Genomic DNA, 13,426 nt, shown 5'->3' with positions numbered 1-13,426 from the left:
TATCGAGAAGCTGGAGAAACAAATATGGCACAGGCACAACGGCTCGCTGGCTATGGTCTAGACGTTTTGAAGAAGCTGTTTAGAATGAAATAGCCCTGGGATCAATACACCTTTAGTCAAGTACATTTCCGGGCCACTGGGGCCGTGGAAAGTTGCCTTTGCTTCTCTATTTGCCTATTTCATTTACATCTTACCTTGGGATAACTGGGGTTGGTCAAAAAATCCCTGGAAGATAATCGCTTCTCTGATTCCAATCATCACTATTGTGGAATCTCCCGCTAAGTTTTATCCGATTAGCTTTCTGATAGCTGCCGCCTTCTATGTTTTCCTAGCTTGGGAAAAGCGCGAAGTCCGTTTTACCTACGTGAGTGTGGCGATAGTTGACTGGGTATTACTGCGCTGGTTTGGACAAATCGGATTGACTCAACCCGAATGGTATTTTACTCCTTTAGGGCTTTCTTTCCTTTATGTTGCTCAGTGCGATCGCGCTTTGCAACTACCAGCCCAAAAAACCCTGCGCCACAATCTGCGAATGCTAGCCACGGCGATGATTTGCGGGATACCTCTTTTGACTCAACACAACCACGGTTTAGTTGCAGGATTTTTTAGCTTGGTGGCGATTGCTGCGGGTTTGGGGCTGCGAGTGCGGGCGTTTTTGTTTGTGGGAACAGGAATTTTCTTAATCAATGTTTTCTATCAGTTGGTGGTGCTGATTTTTGACTATCCGCTGATTAAATGGGCGATCGGCTTGGCTTTCGGGATTGTGTTTATCTGGATTGCTGCTACTTTTGAGACGCGGCGCGATCGCATTTCAGCTTTTGTCCAGCATTGGGTTGTACAATTGCAATCGTGGGATTGAGTCTTCCCTTAATCAACTCCTCTGACGCGGGGATATCTGCGTTTACCAAAACTATATTTTTTTGCGATAAAATGTAAAAAAAACGCCCTTTTTTTTGGGGTCAAAGGCTTGACATTGCCGATTCAAAAAGGTATCATATTATAATGGAAGTGGTGGCAATTTTTAAGTTTGAGTTACCACTCCCATTATCTAAAATATAGCGCAAAAATCAACCAAAATCAATAAGTAAAAATACCTTTTTTTGCGCCGCGATTTGAGATTGTGAAAGCAGCAAAGGCGATGCAACAGAAAAAGGGCAACTAAAAGGAGCGCCAAATAAGTGATGACAACTCAGTTAATCAAGCGCCTGTTCACAGTAAAAGAATATCATCAGATGATTGAATCTGGCATCTTGACAAAAGATGATCGAGTTGAATTGATTCGAGGAGAAATTGTTCAAATGGCCGCCGTCGGTAGAAGGCACACATCCCATGTCAAGCGCCTGACAGAGTTATTCTATATCCGCTTATTATCAAGAGTAACCATTGGAGTCCAAGATCCGGTAGAATTGGGCGATCGCTCTGAACCTGAACCGGATATTTCCTTACTGCGGCGGCGCGATGATTTTTATGAATTGGGACATCCTCAGTCGGAGGATATTTTACTAATTGTGGAAGTAGCGGATACAACCGCTGAAACTGACAGAAATATCAAAATTCCTCTTTATGCTGAAGCGGGTATTGCAGAAGTTTGGCTGGTAGATATTAACGAGCAATGTGTCGTAGTTTATCGCGAACCTTCTCCATCGGGATACCAAAATATTCAAAGATTCCAGCGGGGTAAGATTTTATCTATTCTAGCTTTTCCAGATATAGAAATTGCTGTAGTTGATGTGTTGGGATAAAAAGCTGGACTCATACTATTTTTTTTGTGGCGCGACTTGAGAGTCTAAATGAACAAGAATCAGCAAACAATTATAGGCAAAGGTGGGCAGAAACCCACCGTAAAGCAGAGCTATTAATTGTTTAATCTAACTCTGGATCGCCAGGTCGATCGAACGCAATCTCAAAGATTCCCGATCGCACAAACCGACGTAAAGCCCTTAAATGGTCATCTGCATCTTGGCGATTGCAGAAACGCGCCACAATGTGGTTTCGAGCATCAGGCAAAACCCGCACAATCACCCAAGGTTTAGCATAATCCTGTCTGAAGAGATCGGACGTTTTCGTAACTTGCAGATTATCTTCCGGCTGTACAGTAAATTGCCGATTTGGAGAATATTCGGCAATTATCTTTGCACCTGCTTTTCGGAGAATGTCGAGGTAGCTGCTAATCAGACTCCCTGTGAGGTTCGCCGTCAACTGTTCGATGAGATGGCCCGCTAAACTTTTGACCTCTTTTTCCTGCAACAGCACCCGCTGCGCGTCGAAATCCGCGTCAGAGTAGCTGCGGATGCAGGATAGCAGTTGCGAAATGCCGAAGTCGTCTAAGGCCTGCTGATAGCCGCGGGAAAATTCGCTCCCGTCGCTGGAAGGTTCTATCATGGTTTTAGGTCTCCTGAATTTGGGAAGCCACAGGCCAGCGACGAACTTTCCTAGGGGACGCGCTGGCTTTTGACTGTTCCGAGTATAGCACGCAATAGTCACACATATGTAGTGGATACGTGACAGTTAGACATAAAGACCTAAATGCAGCACACTTAAGATCGGCTTAAACAAAACTAAATCTCCGATGACCAAACGCTTGACAACTTATTTAGCTGAAGGAATCTATGACATTCTTGAAGATTGGGCCGATCGAGAACGCCGTTCAATCAGCAGCTTAGCAGCATTCCTTTTAGAAAAAGCTGCGAGAGAAGAACAGGAAAAAATCCAAAAACAGCCACCACCCCCATCTGATGAAAAGCAGGGGCGACAGTAAAATTGCTATGAAATCACCAACGATATACTGATACTCAGCTTAAACAAAAACTTAGTCTCTGATGACCAAACGCTTATCAACATATTTAGCAGACGGAATTTACACTCGCCTTGAGGAATGGGCGAAACAAGAAGGTCGATCGACTAGCAATTTGGCAGCATTCCTTTTGGAGAAAGCTCTTGTAGACCATGAGGAGAAACTGCTAAAACAGCAGTCTTTGTCTGATGAAAAGCAGGGGCGACAGTAAAGTTGATGCGAAATAGCCCGCAATAGACTACGATCGGCTTAAACAAAACTAAATCTCCGATCACTAAACGTTTAACCACCTATTTAGCTGAAGGAATCTATGATATCTTTTTTATACGGCCAGCACAAATAGAAAAATGACCCTTACTTTTGATCGAGCTAATTATAGCAATTTGTTGGCAGAAGTCGCTCCACGGGCGATCGAAACCGAGGCAGAATACGATCGCCTCCTAGCAGTCGCAGAGGGGCTGACGTTCGCCAAAAACCGCACTCTCGAAGAAAAAGCTTTACACAAGTTATTGGTAACGCTAATTGAAGTTTACGAGGATCAAAACTATGCGATCGACAAATCCGAACCTCACGAGATTTTGCAACACATCATGGAAGCCAGCGGCACCCGTCAAGCTGACTTAGTGGGCATCATTGGATCGAGTGGCGTAGTGTCTGAGGTTGTCAATGGTAAACGAGCAATTAGCAAAGCACAAGCTAAGGCACTCGGCGATTATTTTAAAGTGTCACCTAGTTTGTTCATCTAATTAGGATTAATGCCAAAAAATGCGATTTAGTTCGTAGTGCGGACTGAAGTCCGCAGCTTTTTGCGGACTTCAGTCCGCACTACAAACTGCTTTTGCACCTTACAAACTGGCATTTTTTAATTAAAAACCCGGTTCCTGCAAGAAACCGGGTTTTTAATCAGACGTTATTTATCTGCGTGTCATCGCACTTAATGACTCAATGCGAATTCCGGCAATCTGGGTTCAGATTCGCCACCGGGCAATACCTTAACCTGACCGTTTTCATCCACATCTACGATCGCACTTTGGCCGTCTTTCAGCTTCCCAGACAGCATTTCCTCAGCCAGTACATCTTCCAACAACCGCATGATGGCGCGGCGCAATGGTCGAGCACCGTAGCTGGGATTGTAGCCTTCTTTAACTAACAAATCCTTGAACTTGTCTGTCACCGACAAAGTGATACCCTGTTCGGTTAAGCGACTGAAAATTTCCTGCAACAAGATGTCAGCAATCTGCTTGATTTCTGCCTTGTTCAACTGGCGGAAGACGATAATTTCATCCAAGCGGTTGATAAATTCGGGACGGAAGAACTGTTTCAATTCTTCGTTTACCAAGCTGCGAACCCGGTTGTACTGACCGTCTGCGGCACTTTCGGCAAACTCGAAACCCAAACCGCCGCCGCCTTTTTCAATGACTCGGGAACCGATGTTTGATGTCATGATCAGCAGCGTATTCTTGAAGTCTACCGTGCGACCTTTAGCATCGGTCAAACGGCCGTCTTCCAAGATTTGCAGCATCATGTTGAAGACATCCGGGTGAGCTTTTTCGATTTCGTCGAACAAGACTACTGTGTAAGGACGGCGCCGGACTGCTTCTGTTAGTTGGCCGCCTTCGTCGTAGCCAACGTAACCGGGAGGGGAACCGATGAGTTTAGAAACGGTGTGGCGTTCCATAAACTCGGACATATCTAACCGAATCATCGCGTCTTCGGAACCGAAGAAATATGTTGCTAAGGCTTTTGTCAGTTCGGTTTTGCCGACGCCTGTGGGGCCGGAAAAGATGAAGCTGGCGATCGGGCGATTGGGATTTTTCAAGCCAACCCGCGCGCGGCGGATCGCCCGAGAAACTGCGCTGACAGCTTCTTCTTGACCGATCAAACGTTGGTGCAGCGTGTCTTCCATGTGCAGCAGCAATTCCGATTCCGATTCTGTCAACTTGCTAACAGGTACTCCCGTCCAATTTGCCACGATGTGGGCGATGTCTTCTTCGGTGACGATGGGAGAGATTCTGACTTGGCTTTTGTTGATTGTAGCTTCGGCGATTTCAGCTTCGATTTCTAATTCGCGATCGCGCAATTTGCCTGCTTTGTCGAAGTCTTGTTCGCGCACAGCAGCATCTTTTTCTTTACTGACGGCCGGAAGTTGTTTTTTGAGTTCTTTAACTTCGGGCGGGGTTTGCGAGTTCAGCACGTGCACGCGGGAACCTGCTTCGTCAATTAAGTCGATCGCCTTGTCTGGCAAAAATCGATCGTTAATGTACCTGTCTGACAGTGTAGCCGCTGCTTCTAAAGCTGCATCGGAAATTGTCAGTCGGTGGTGCTGTTCGTAGGCCGATCGCAAACCGTACAATATTTCTATTGTTTCAGCCACGCTCGGTTCGCCGACTTTAATCGGTTGGAAACGGCGTTCTAGGGCTGCATCGCGCTCGATGTGCTTGCGGTATTCATCCAAGGTAGTCGCGCCGACACACTGCAATTCACCTCGGGCGAGGGCTGGTTTGAGCATATTGGAAGCATCCATGCTACCTTGAATCGCGCCTGCACCAACTAAGGTATGAATCTCATCGATTACCAGAATGATATTGCCGGCAGCGCGAATTTCTGCCATGATTTTCGTCAGCCGTTCCTCAAATTCGCCTCGGAATTTTGTACCAGCAATCAGCGAACCCATATCGAGGCTGATTACTTGTTTGTCTTCTAAAATTTCCGGGACGTTTCTGTTAACAATCCGCTGGGCGAGGCCTTCGGCGAGGGCTGTTTTGCCGACTCCGGGTTCGCCTACTAACACTGGATTGTTCTTCGTGCGGCGCCCCAACACTTGGATCACGCGCTCGATTTCATTTTCGCGACCCACGACTGGATCGAGTTTGCCGGCTGCTGCTAGCTTAGTTAAGTTAGTGCCGAATTCTTCTAAAGTCGGGATTTTGCGATCGCCACCGCTATCTCCTCGGCCTCCGGGTACTGCCGCTACTTCTCCCACAGCACGAATTACCTGCGTGCGAACTCTCTGGCGATCGATTCCCAGGTTTTGCAGCACCTTCGCCGCCACACCTTCATCGTCTTGAATCAACCCAAGCAGAATGTGCTCGGTGCCGATGTAATTGTGGCCTAACTGCCGCGCTTCATTCAGCGCCGTCTCAAAAATGCGCTTGACGCGGGGTGTAAACGGAATTTCTGGCGGGAGAAACCCGGAACCTCTACCGATGATATTTTCGATTTCATTGCGCGCCTCTTTCAAGTTGAGGCCCATATCCAGTAATACTTTTGCAGCGATGCCAGTGCCTTCGCCGACAAGTCCCAGAAGAATTTGCTCGGTGCCTACAAAATTGTGACCGAGGCGCCGTGCTTCCTCTTGAGCTAGCATTATTGCTTTAATGGCTTGTTCTGTAAAGCGTTCAAACATATTTTTTCCTTCCTACTGTCTTGGCGAGGGCTGTATCGCTGCTGGTGAGGAGCGATTTGAAATACTACACAAATTATATATGTAAATTTTTGTGTATTTCCTTCTTTAACAATGTATCGCTAGTAATTAGGGGCGGACAGTGGGGAGAGCCGAATAGCAGGGGTGTGGTTGCCGTCTCGGAGTACGCTGTACAATACGAGCTACAAGTGGCAATGCAAATTAAGGCTAATAATGTTGGATCTCACTTTACTTGGCGGCTGCCACTGTGTCAAGCATTTTCTCAAAGAAAGCAAGCGAAAGTGCCTCGGGGGGCGATCGGGGAATGCTTTTGTTTCAAATCACGTGCTTTGAGCCAAAGTATTGCACCCTAAAGCAATTTTATTTTAACCGGTCAAGGGACTGCTGCGTGCGATCGATCGCCTGCGACCAAATCGACAGCGTTTTTTAATTGCTATTAGTCGCCTGCTTGCCCAATAAATTAAGAGGGCTTGAGACTCAGCATTTTTTGCGGTGATTTTGCCTTTTAACTTATAATATTTTCCTCATTTTACCGGAAATAATTGGTTGAAAGCCGGAACCCTTTGAGACAGAAATTAAAATCAGACTATTCATTACTCCCATCCTCGGACTTAAGGATAGAGTTCGCTCTCGAACTGTCAACTGTCAACTGTCAACTGTCAACTGTCAACTGTCAACTGTCAACTGTCAACTGTCAACTGTCAACTGTTTAAAGCCATTGTGCAAGCAACTGTTCAATAACTTTCACAAAGCCGATCGCAATTTGAATCAACGGCCAACCCACCAGACAAATTAACGCCGCCCAGCGAGTTTGAATATCCAAACCTTGGCGAACCGCCACAATTACAGCCAGCAAACTCCACACAGCTAATATCCGCTCTATGCCTTCTCCCAGCAACGGAATTAACGTTAAGAAATTTAGCACTTGGGGGGCGTAGGCAAATCCGATCGGCACCAGCAACTCCCCATAAGTTACGTGACCCGGTTTCAGCCAGTCCCCAATTTTCGAGATAGTGAAACTCCAAAAAAAATAACCACCCACGACTGCCAAACCATCTATCCAAAGTGCTAAAAATAACACAGATAGCTCAGTTCGATTGATTAACAAAATAACGGCATTTCCCAAGACCCGAGACACCGCTGCTAAAATTACAATTGTTAAAGCTATCCGCTTAGTTCTGCCAGTGTAGGGAGTTTTTTCATAAAAATTGCCGTTCAAAGAAAGTGCGTTCCAAAGCGTTGCCCGCAAACCTGTAATTGAATCTTCTCCCTTCACCTTTAATCCCTGCTCCTCTAGATAGTTGACAAGTTGGATAAAATAAGCTCTAATACAGCAGACTCACCGAACTATTTCTACGTAATTAGGTAATTAACAGGCATTCTACCAGATTTTATTAAATGCTAAGATTGATTTTGCAGATACTTGCGTGGCTGCGCGGGGGAAGTTTAAATTTGTTGACCATCGCAGGTGTAATCCTGATAATTTGGGGCATTCTTTCGCCGATCGGAACTGTGATCTGGTGGCTGGGTCAAAGTGCCGAAACCTTGGGTATCAAGAAAAGTCCGCCGGGGATATTGCCCTCAAACAACGGCAATCTAGAAGCGCGCAAGTCTTCGCCGATCAATTGTTATATCATCTTTTTACCGGGAGTTGGCGATTTTTCGGGGAACGAATTAACGCCGGGAGAAGAGTTTTTTCTCAAGCGTTTAGTTAAAAGTCACCCGCAGTGCGTAGCAGTGGGGGATATTTTTCCTTATTCAGCTTCTAACAAAAGTTTAGGAGGACAGCGGTTGCTAGCTCCTTTTTGGCGGTTTGCAGAACACGCAAAAAGCGGGCCAATTGCGGGCGATATATTTATCAAAATTCGCAATCTCTGGAGGTTTGCAATTTCTCTAGATTATCGCTACGGTTTTGCATACAATCAGGGAATTGCTAATGTAATTATCGATCGCATGAATGCTCAATCTCCCATTTCAGCTAATCCTCAAAAACCTTTGCAAGTTATTTTAATTGGCACTAGCGGGGGCGCACAAGTTGCTTTAGGTGCTACTCGCTATCTTAAAGAATGGCTGAATGCAGAAATTACAGTTGTTTCGGTTGGGGGCGTGTTTTCGGGAGAAAATGGTTTTGCAGAAGCCGATCGCATTTTTCATTTTCGCGGCACTCGCGATGCAATTGAGGATATTGGCGGCATCGTTTTTCCGACTCGCTGGTACTGGTACGCGACTTCACCTTTCAATCAAGCGCGTTCGCAAGGCCGCTATGCAGAAGCTTTCAGCGGCCCTCACAAGCACGACGGCGATGATGGATATTTTGGAGAAAATGTGGCGGGGAACGGTAAAAAATATGTAGATATCACGCTGGAAAAGATTAATCAATTGCCTGTTTGGTCTGAGGGTGCGGCCAAAAGAGAGGACTGAAGTCCTCACTACGGACCTAATTATAGGTTCGTAGTGAGGACTTTAGTCCTTCTTAATTCCTAAAGATTAGACTTGAATTGTAAAAATAATTAGGACGGGCTAGAAGCCCATCCCACATTTTTTTGTGGGATGGGCTTCTAGCCCGTCCTAAATTTCGATTAAAAAGACTTTTGCAATCTTGTCTATTAATCAAGAGAGGACTAAAGTCCTTACTACGAACCAATTTTATGATAGTCGATCGACCGCACATCATCTCAATCGATAACATATACCTTTTTCAAATTGCACCAACTCAAAAGCCGGGTCAAGATTTACAGTTGTTTCTCCTCCCCCTAGGAATAAGTAGCCCTTGGGGCGCAACACCCGCCGCACTCTCGCTAAAATCGATTGCTTTGTCTGAACATCAAAATATATTAAGACGTTTCGCAGAAAAATAATGTCCATTTGAGGCATCGATCCAAAGGGTTCTGTCAAGTTAATCTGGCGAAATTCGATCGCCTTGCGGAGGTGTTCTTTAATCTGCCATTCCTTGCCACACTGCTGGAAGTATTTGTGTAACAATGCTGTTGGTAAACCGCGCACTACTTCGTGCTGCGCGTAGCATCCAGAATTTGCTCGCTTCAGCATGGCTGTAGAAATGTCGCTACCAAGTATCTGTACTTGATTTCTCGCTAACTGCGGAAAGTATTCGCGCAGCAGCATCGCAATACTGTAGGGTTCTTGGCCGCTGGAACAAGCAGCACACCAAATATTCAAAGTGCGATCGCCCTGGATCTGTTTTAACAATTCGGGAAATACTGATGTTTTTAATATCTCGAAGGGGTTGATATCTCGGAAAAAAAATGTCTCGTTGGTCATCATTGCTTCGACTGTCGATTCGTGAAGTTGGTTAAAACGCTGTTGTTTGATTTGTTTTAACTCTGCGACTAATCCGCTGATGGAGTTTGCTCCGGCTTCTTTAGCTACCATCCCTAAACGCGATTCAACGAGGTACATTTTCTCTTCGGATAGGAATACACCTGTGCGATCGTATACAAGTTTTCGGATATAATCAAAATCTGCAATAGTTATCGGCATGGTAATTGAAGGAAGAGTTGACAGTTGACAGTTGACAGTTGACAGTTGACAGTTGACAGAAGGAAGAAGGAAGAAGGAAGAAGGAAGAAGGAAGAAGGAAGAGGGAAAAACAGTTATTTGTGCATTCGTGACTAATGACTACTATTAGCGAGAACTTAAGCTCGCACTAATGACTAAGATCTTGCAAAACATCACTAATGACGTTGGACGTTCGCGAGCGGGGACAGCACTATGACTAATGACTAATGACTAATGACTAATGACTACTGACTACTGACTACTGACTAATGACTACTGACTAATGACTACTGACTACTGACTGCTAAAATCTACAACTTTATCAACATCTAAAAATAGCAGTAACTGCCCTTGTAGCTTGTACGCTCCTCGAATTAGCGGGCGTATTTTGCTAGTAAAAGTATCTGGAGGAGTTTCAAAATCAGCTTGAGATACTTCTAGCACATCTCCAATATCGTCAACTAACCAACTGACTGTTTCATCGCCAGTTCTCACTATCACATTTAAAGGCAATTGTTCCACAGGCCGATCGCACAAATCCAACCGCCTCCGCAAATCAATCGCCGTGACAATTTGTCCCCTCAAGTTTATCAATCCACCGACTACTGCGGGCGCTAGCGGCACTCGCGTCATCTCCTGATAGCGGATAATTTCTTGAACTTTCTCAACCTCTATGCCAAAAAATAAGCTGTCAACGAAAAACGTACAAAGTAGAGTTTCTTCAGGCATTGTTTAATTATTCCTTTAGTGGCCCGAGCTGGCGCTTGCTAACATCTGCTCGACTCCGAATAAATTGTTGTTAATTACTGCATCAACATCGAGGATTTCAGTAACTTGACCCTGAATCACGGCACAATATGAAATTCCTGCTTGAGTAGCTGCACCTTTAATGTCGATCGCCTGTTCTACAATATCCAGGATGCGATCGACTACCAGACCGACTTGGTGTTCTGAGCCGATCGACACTACGACTAACGGCAGTTTATCATCTGCTGCGCGCGATCGCCCGTCCAGACCGTTGGGCCCCCAATCAGCCGACTCACTGCCGCTACCAAACACCGCCGTCAAATAAATCACCGGCATAATTTGGTTGCGGTACTGCACCACATTCTGCTTCCCGACTCGCTCCAAAAGATGGCGGGGAAACTCTTCTAAGCGACAAACTCGCGATAGGTGAATCGCCATCCGCCGACAGTCTGGGCCCTGAAATACTAGCAACTGTTGTGGAGGTTCTGAAGATTCCCGGCGACTGTTTTCATCAGCTAAAATCGCCTTTTCCTGAGCCTCCGTCATGTGGGTTTTCTGAGCAATCCCGTGCACGTCCAAAATCAAAGCAACTTTACCGTCGCCCATAATAGTTGCTCCGGCAAAACAAGCTAGAGATTTTAGTTGTTTTCCTAAAGGCTTAACCACAATTTCTTGCGTGTCGTTGATGGCATCTACCACCAACCCAAAAGGTTTGTCTGTCGCTTGCACTACTACAATATTTAAAGCCTCATCTGTGTCGAATTGCGATTTTTTGCCGTTTTCTACAATTCCTGTTTCTAACTGTAATTCCCGATTCAAATAAATCAGTGGCAGCAGTCGCCCCCGCAACCGATAGACTGGCGTTCCGTGAAACATTTCGATTTTTTTAATTTGTTCTCCTTCCAAACGCATCAGTTCTAGCAAATTGACTTGAGGAATTGCGTAGCGAGATCCTCCGGTAGTAATAATTAATGTCGGAATAATCGCCAGAGTTAAAGGAATTTTTAACTTAAAAGTTGTGCCTTTACCGACTTGACTTTGAACGTCGATCGTGCCGCTGATTTTTTCTATATGTGTCTGCACAACGTCCATCCCCACTCCCCTACCGGAGATATTGGTGATTTTTTCGGCGGTTGAGAAACTGGGCATGAAAATTAAATTTAGGGCTTCGCGATCGCTCATTTTCGCTGCGTCAACAGCAGAAAACATTCCTTTTTGCACTGCCTTACTTTTAATTCGCTCTGGATCGATTCCCCCGCCGTCATCGGAGATTTCTATGTTTACCTGACCGCTTTCGTGATAGGCTCGCAGTAGCAGTTTACCGAAGGCGGGCTTGCCTTTGGCGACTCGCACTTCTGATGTTTCAATGCCGTGATCGAGGCAGTTACGGACTAAGTGAGTTAGCGGATTGGCGATCGCCTCGATTAAGGTTTTGTCTAATTCTGTTTCTTCGCCTTCCATTTCTAACTGTACTTGTTTGCCCAAGCTGAATGCTGTGTCGCGCACTACGCGGGGGAATTTGTTCCAGATAGTGCGAATTGGCTGCATTCTGGTCTTCATTACTCCTTCTTGCAGTTCGGAAGTAACTAAGTTTAAGCGGCTGGATACTGATTTTAATGTATCGTCATTTTGGGTGTTTGCTGTTTGGGTATTGGCAAATTCTAAGATTTGGTTGCGGCACAAAACGAGTTCGCCTACTAAGTTCATTAGTTTGTCCAGCAAGCCGACATCTACTCGGATTGCAGTATCGGAAATTTTGAATTTGTCACCCTCGGTATCCGCAGCATTTACCTGTTGGCTGGTAGTATTCGTAGCAGAGGGAATTAGCAATTGCTCGATCGACAATAAAGCATCTGCATACAAATGCTCTCGTGTCAACTCTGATTCTTCTGGTTCCTCGATCGCAACTTCTGGAGTTACTGAGTTGGATTCGGCGATCGCACTCGGCAACAATTCAGATGCAGTACCGCCGGATTCTTGGAGTTGCAAAAGTCGATCGAGCAATGCCGTGTGGGCGATGGGGCTTTCTTCTCCCGTCTTTTCCAGGGCTTCCATGTGCGATCGTACCGCGTCGATTGTCTCCAGCAAAGCGCTAGTAATATCGGGAGTCATCGTCAAAGTGCGATCGCGCAAGAGGCTGAGCAAATTTTCTCCTGCGTGCGCCACAGACTCAAGTTTTTCCACCCCCAAAAAACCGCTATTGCCTTTAATCGTGTGCAAACCGCGGTAAATCCGATTCATCACCTCTCTATCGGCATCATTTTTTTCTAAAGCTACTAAATCCTCCTCAATTTGGTTTAAGTATTCGTAGCCTTCAATCAGAAATTCCTTTACATCTTCATCAATTTCCATCGAGCCAGTTCCTTATTCATCGGTTTGACGCTGGATTAAAATAGGGTGCATCTGGTTTTGGCAAATATATCCGTAGGGGCGAAGCATGACCGTAGTCAATATGGGATTATAACTAATAACTTATATGCGGTCATGCTTCGCCCTCTTCAAAAACCAAATGCACTCTTAAAATAAATTATCGAATAGTTGAAAACTGTAGTGTGCCCCAGTCAGTGGATTTTAGATTTTAGATTTTAGATCGACTCCTCTAGATGGATCTGGGAGCTTGAACTATTGTCTAAAATTTTGAGTTCGACCCTCGTGAGTGTATGTGGCACGGTACCCGTTATTGGGCGGGATCAGCTTTATTCGCGATCGTGCGATCGTAGCTAAATCATTGCCAACTTGACCTCACAAGTATACTATATCTATACGAATTAGCAAAAATTATTAACATCGCAGCCCCGCAGTCGTGTTTTTGAACTCTGGCAACAAAAAATCTGTATCAGGGTTTACCGCAACTGCCAAGGAAAATGCACGACTTACACACTCTTAGCGCGCCCAAACCCCGTTTCTTCCTAAAGGCCTGTCCCCAAACCTCTTATTTATCGTAT

13 protein-coding genes are annotated in these 13,426 nt (G+C 45.4%); 7 read left to right on the top strand and 6 right to left on the bottom strand.

What is annotated here, in order from left to right; genetic code table 11:
• The first annotated feature begins 265 nt into the window (after positions 1 to 265).
• The gene (locus JGK36_RS10085) at positions 266 to 859 is read left to right on the top strand and encodes a hypothetical protein (RefSeq protein ID WP_293197778.1); all 594 of its coding nucleotides are present in this window, start codon (positions 266 to 268) and stop codon (positions 857 to 859) included.
• A 322-nt stretch (positions 860 to 1,181) separates the two neighbouring features.
• Entirely contained in the window at positions 1,182 to 1,742 is a 561-nt protein-coding gene (locus tag JGK36_RS10080) for a Uma2 family endonuclease (RefSeq protein ID WP_293176586.1), read from the top strand.
• A gap of 121 nt (positions 1,743 to 1,863) precedes the next feature.
• Here the strand turns inward: JGK36_RS10080 and JGK36_RS10075 are convergent, their stop codons facing one another.
• On the bottom strand, positions 1,864 to 2,382 hold the full coding sequence (locus JGK36_RS10075) for a hypothetical protein (protein ID WP_293197775.1): 519 nt from the start codon (positions 2,380 to 2,382) through the stop codon (positions 1,864 to 1,866).
• Between the two features lie 187 nt (positions 2,383 to 2,569).
• Here JGK36_RS10075 and JGK36_RS10070 point away from each other — a divergent pair, with 187 nt between their 5' ends.
• The 3 genes from JGK36_RS10070 to JGK36_RS10060 all read left to right on the top strand — a co-directional run bounded on the left by JGK36_RS10070 (position 2,570) and on the right by JGK36_RS10060 (position 3,540).
• The gene (locus JGK36_RS10070; protein ID WP_293189205.1) at positions 2,570 to 2,758 is read left to right on the top strand and encodes a hypothetical protein; all 189 of its coding nucleotides are present in this window, start codon (positions 2,570 to 2,572) and stop codon (positions 2,756 to 2,758) included.
• A 61-nt stretch (positions 2,759 to 2,819) separates the two neighbouring features.
• The gene (locus JGK36_RS10065) at positions 2,820 to 3,005 is read left to right on the top strand and encodes a hypothetical protein (RefSeq protein WP_293176592.1); all 186 of its coding nucleotides are present in this window, start codon (positions 2,820 to 2,822) and stop codon (positions 3,003 to 3,005) included.
• 136 nt (positions 3,006 to 3,141) lie between these two features.
• Entirely contained in the window at positions 3,142 to 3,540 is a 399-nt protein-coding gene (locus tag JGK36_RS10060) for a transcriptional regulator (protein ID WP_293176596.1), read from the top strand.
• 188 nt (positions 3,541 to 3,728) lie between these two features.
• On the opposite strand, the gene JGK36_RS10055 is transcribed toward JGK36_RS10060, so the two are convergent.
• Positions 3,729 to 6,200 carry an ATP-dependent Clp protease ATP-binding subunit gene (locus JGK36_RS10055; RefSeq protein WP_293197773.1) on the bottom strand — a complete coding sequence of 824 codons (2,472 nt, stop codon included), beginning with the start codon at positions 6,198 to 6,200 and terminating at the stop codon, positions 3,729 to 3,731.
• A 56-nt stretch (positions 6,201 to 6,256) separates the two neighbouring features.
• Here JGK36_RS10055 and JGK36_RS10050 point away from each other — a divergent pair, with 56 nt between their 5' ends.
• Entirely contained in the window at positions 6,257 to 6,571 is a 315-nt protein-coding gene (locus JGK36_RS10050) for a hypothetical protein (protein ID WP_293189201.1), read from the top strand.
• Positions 6,572 to 6,927: 356 nt separating this feature from the next.
• On the opposite strand, the gene JGK36_RS10045 is transcribed toward JGK36_RS10050, so the two are convergent.
• On the bottom strand, positions 6,928 to 7,494 hold the full coding sequence (locus JGK36_RS10045; RefSeq protein ID WP_293176600.1) for a hypothetical protein: 567 nt from the start codon (positions 7,492 to 7,494) through the stop codon (positions 6,928 to 6,930).
• 122 nt (positions 7,495 to 7,616) lie between these two features.
• Here JGK36_RS10045 and JGK36_RS10040 point away from each other — a divergent pair, with 122 nt between their 5' ends.
• Positions 7,617 to 8,639 (top strand): hypothetical protein, encoded by a 1,023-nt coding sequence (locus tag JGK36_RS10040; RefSeq protein WP_293189199.1) that lies wholly within the window; start codon positions 7,617 to 7,619, stop codon positions 8,637 to 8,639.
• Positions 8,640 to 8,888: 249 nt separating this feature from the next.
• Here JGK36_RS10040 and JGK36_RS10035 read toward each other — a convergent pair whose 3' ends face one another.
• The 3 genes from JGK36_RS10035 to JGK36_RS10025 form a co-directional block, all read right to left on the bottom strand.
• A complete protein-coding gene (locus JGK36_RS10035; protein WP_293176604.1) occupies positions 8,889 to 9,716 on the bottom strand; it encodes a protein-glutamate O-methyltransferase CheR in 828 nt (275 codons plus the stop codon).
• A 312-nt stretch (positions 9,717 to 10,028) separates the two neighbouring features.
• Positions 10,029 to 10,463 carry a chemotaxis protein CheW gene (locus JGK36_RS10030; protein ID WP_293145970.1) on the bottom strand — a complete coding sequence of 145 codons (435 nt, stop codon included), beginning with the start codon at positions 10,461 to 10,463 and terminating at the stop codon, positions 10,029 to 10,031.
• A 15-nt stretch (positions 10,464 to 10,478) separates the two neighbouring features.
• Positions 10,479 to 12,833 (bottom strand): chemotaxis protein CheW, encoded by a 2,355-nt coding sequence (locus JGK36_RS10025; RefSeq protein WP_293189195.1) that lies wholly within the window; start codon positions 12,831 to 12,833, stop codon positions 10,479 to 10,481.
• Positions 12,834 to 13,426 lie beyond the last annotated feature (593 nt).

It is taken from the genome of Microcoleus sp. PH2017_35_SFW_U_B (genome assembly GCF_020737865.1).
Lineage (GTDB): Bacteria > Cyanobacteriota > Cyanobacteriia > Cyanobacteriales > Microcoleaceae > Microcoleus.
Note: the sequence above shows the minus strand (reverse complement) of the source record. Positions and strands in the feature narration are given on the sequence as shown.